Source organism: Streptomyces sp. SPB074 (assembly GCF_000154905.1).
Classification (GTDB): Bacteria; Actinomycetota; Actinomycetes; order Streptomycetales; family Streptomycetaceae; genus Streptomyces.
Window position 1 is genome coordinate 4958192 of the sequence record NZ_GG770539.1, and the last position, 3195, is coordinate 4961386.

The following is a 3195-nucleotide window of genomic DNA, read 5'->3' on the forward strand; positions in this document are numbered from 1 at the left end:
CGGCGACCGTGAGCGCGCGCGAACTGGACCCGTCACCCGGGAACAACACGGACGGCGTCGTCGTCTGCGTCGAACCCGAGCCGCAGTGCTGCAACCCCTGCGTTCCGCGCGAGAGTTGCTGAACGCGGACGCGTGCGTGGGGAGGCGGGGGCCCACTCCTGCCCCGCCTTCCCGCCCCGGTCGCGCCCGTCCGCGCCCGCCTGCGCCCGCGCTGCCCCCGGGGCCGCCAGGGCTGCCCGCGCGTACCTGGCGCGGGGCAGGGCGGACCGGTAGGAAAAGAGGGTCGACTGCCTCGTACGGGAAGACTTTCGCCACCATGCACGCACACGAGAAGTCCGAGGACTCCGCCCGCACCGTCGTCCGGCGCGGAACGCGGCCCCCGCGGGCCGCCGGGCCCCTCGACCACCTCGCCGAAGCCGGGAACGCGGCCGTCGTGCAGACGCTGCGCGCCGCCGGGCACCCGTGGGCGGGCGCCGGCGTGCAGCGGGCCGAGAACGAGGAGCACCAGCACGGCCCGGGCTGCGCGCACGAGGAGCCGCCCGTGCAGCGGTCCGCCGTGCACAACGTGCTGCGCACCGCCGGGCGGCCCCTCGAATCGGGCGTGCGGGCCGACATGGAGACCCGGCTCGGCGCCGACTTCTCGGACGTACGCGTGCACAGCGACGCCTCCGCGCGCGAGTCCGCCGCCGAGGTCGGGGCCCGCGCCTACACGAGCGGGAGTCACGTCGTCCTCGGGGACGGCGGCGGGGACCGGCACACCCTCGCGCACGAACTCTCGCACGTCATCCAGCAGCGCAACGGGCCCGTGGCGGGCACCGACAACGGGGCGGGGCTCAAGGTCTCCGACCCCTCGGACCGCTTCGAGCGCGAGGCGGAGGCGAACGCCGTACGGGCCCTGGCGGGTGGCGCGCCGCGGCACACGGCCCCCTCCGGCGCGGCGCACACGGCCCCCTCCGGCATGGAGCACACGGCATCCTCCGGCGCGGAGCGGACGGCGCCCTCCGGCGGGGAGCACGCCGAGGTGCGGCGTGAGCAGGCCGAGGCGCGCGGAGAGGAGCCCGCTTTAGCCGGCGGGACCCCTGCCGTACAGCGCGCGTACAACCCGGACGACCCGGACGACGTGCAGAACGACCTCTACCTCAAGCACTGGCAGGGCAAGAAGGACCCGGCCCGGGCCGGGAGCGCGTGGCGGGTCGAGGACGGCGTCACCTACACGAATGACGACATCCTCGACCGGATCGGCAAGAAGCTGCTGGACGAACTGGACGCGAAGGAGCCCGCCTCACCGCAGCTCAAGCTCTACCGGTCCGTGACGGCCGCCGAGGCCGGGCAGTTGCTCGCGCACTGGGGCTCCGGGCAGCCGGCGAAGGACGAGAGCTACATCCGGCGGGGACCCGGAGGGCGAGGGGCCGAGGAGAACCAGAACGAACCGCACAAAGGGCCCACCCTCGGCAACCACCTCGGCGACACCGAGCAGGCGGAGGACTACTACCGGAAGAACGCGGGCAACGACGTGAAGCCGTGCTTCACGCTCAAGCCGGGTGCGAACAGCCTCCTCTTCCACGAGGACTACATGGCCGTCGCGCCCGACAAGAAGCTCGACGTCTTCCAGGAGGTCCCCGAGCTGGGCGGGGGACACCGCATGGCCACCGAGAACGAGGGCACGCGCCAGGGCTTCCTCGGCCTCAAGGCGGAGACACGGCACCAGAAGGCGGTGGCGGGCCCGAAGGCGCGGCCGCCGCGCAAGGTGAAGAAGACCAAGTACGAGCCGCAGGGCGGGGACTTCAGCGTCTCGCTCTCCGGGAAGGCCGGGCAGACCAGCCCGAGCCGGCTGCTCTTCCAGCTCTTCGTCGCCGACGTGCGGGTGGAGAAGAGCAAGGACCCGCGGTTCCCCGAGGGCATGTCCTTCCGGTAGCCGCCCCCGCCGGGCACGAGCGTCCGCGCCCGGGCGCCCCTCGCGGGGCGGTTCTCAGCCGGTCGCGCCCAGCCAGGGCATGGGGTTGTCGTAGTAGCCGTCCCTGATCACCTCGAAGTGCAGGTGCGGGCCCGTCGAGAGGCCCGTCGAGCCGACATCGCCGAGGACCGTGCCGGTGCTCACCCGCTGTCCCCGCGTCGCGCGCAGCACGGACAGGTGGCTGTACGTCGTCTGGACGTGCGCGCCGCCGATGGTGCCGTGGTCCACGACGATCCGGTTCCCGTACGCCTTCGTCGGCGCGGCGAAGACGACCGTGCCCTCGCGGGCCGCCGTGACGGGGGTGCCCTGCGCGGCGGGGAAGTCGACACCGGTGTGGAGCTTCGTCACGTGGGTGAGGGGGTGCTCCCTGGTGCCGAAAGGGGAGCTGACGGAGTGCGTGGCCGAGGGCCAGGCGAGCAGGGCGGAGGTGGGGGCGGCGGCCTGGCCCGGGCTCGCCCCGCCCTTGTCGAAGCGCGCGTAGCGCTTGGCGAGTTTCTCGGTCCGCTTCACGTAGGCCGCCGCCTTCGCGGGGACCTTCCCCGCCGCCGTGACCTGCGCCGTGTCCGTCGTGTACGCGGCGAGCGTCAGGTCCAGGAGGTCGCCGTTGACGGTGCCGCTCGTGCGGGCCTTCGTCACCTCGTCGGCGAGCGCGCAGTCCTGGCGGCCGAGCGCCATGATCGCGTCCACGGGCTGCCGGGGCGAGGACGTCCCGTCGCCGTCCGCGTCCTTGCCCCACTTCTTCCAGCCCGCCGCGTCGAAGCCCGCGATGCCCGCGGGCCCGCTCAGCGCTGCGCTGTCCGCGTTCCAGCCGGAGTACGCGTCGATCTGCGCGGCCAGGACGGAGGGACGCAGCACGGTGCACGCACCCGCCGCCTGCTTGAGCCACGGCACGAAGGAGTCGTCCACGAGAGCCGTCGCGTCGGCGTCCCCGGCGGCTGCCGGGGGGCGCGCGGGCTCGTCGCCCTCCGTGCCCGGGAGCTTCCCGGCCACGGTGAGGAACACGACGGAGCCGACGAGGACGGTCAGTCCGGGCAGGGCGAGGAGCGTGAAGGGGCCGGGACCGCGCCGCTTCCGCTTCGGCTTCCGCTTCCTCTTCCCGGCCCCGGACTTCTCCGGCTCACCGGGCGCCGGGGTCCCACCGGGCGCCGGGACCTCCACGGATTCCGGAGCCTTACCGGATTTTGGGGCCTTCGGGGCCTTCCCGGCTTTCGGCGGCTTCGCGCGCCCGGTCCTCCCGAAGA

General features: G+C 74.0%; 2 protein-coding genes. One reads left to right on the plus strand and one right to left on the minus strand.

Annotated features, from left to right (window positions below; translation table 11 throughout):
- Positions 1-316: 316 nt before the first annotated feature.
- The gene (locus SSBG_RS31570) at positions 317-1915 is read left to right on the plus strand and encodes a DUF4157 domain-containing protein (protein ID WP_078491376.1); all 1599 of its coding nucleotides are present in this window, start codon (positions 317-319) and stop codon (positions 1913-1915) included.
- Between the two features lie 54 nt (positions 1916-1969).
- Here SSBG_RS31570 and SSBG_RS20820 read toward each other — a convergent pair whose 3' ends face one another.
- Positions 1970-3112 carry a M23 family metallopeptidase gene (locus SSBG_RS20820; RefSeq protein WP_008748043.1) on the minus strand — a complete coding sequence of 381 codons (1143 nt, stop codon included), beginning with the start codon at positions 3110-3112 and terminating at the stop codon, positions 1970-1972.
- Between the last annotated feature and the right edge of the window lie 83 nt (positions 3113-3195).

Excerpts from the sequence above, each read along its gene's own strand:
- SSBG_RS31570 (WP_078491376.1), top strand. The coding sequence starts at position 317 with ATGCACGCACACGAGAAGTCCGAGGACTCCGCCCGCACCGTCGTCCGG.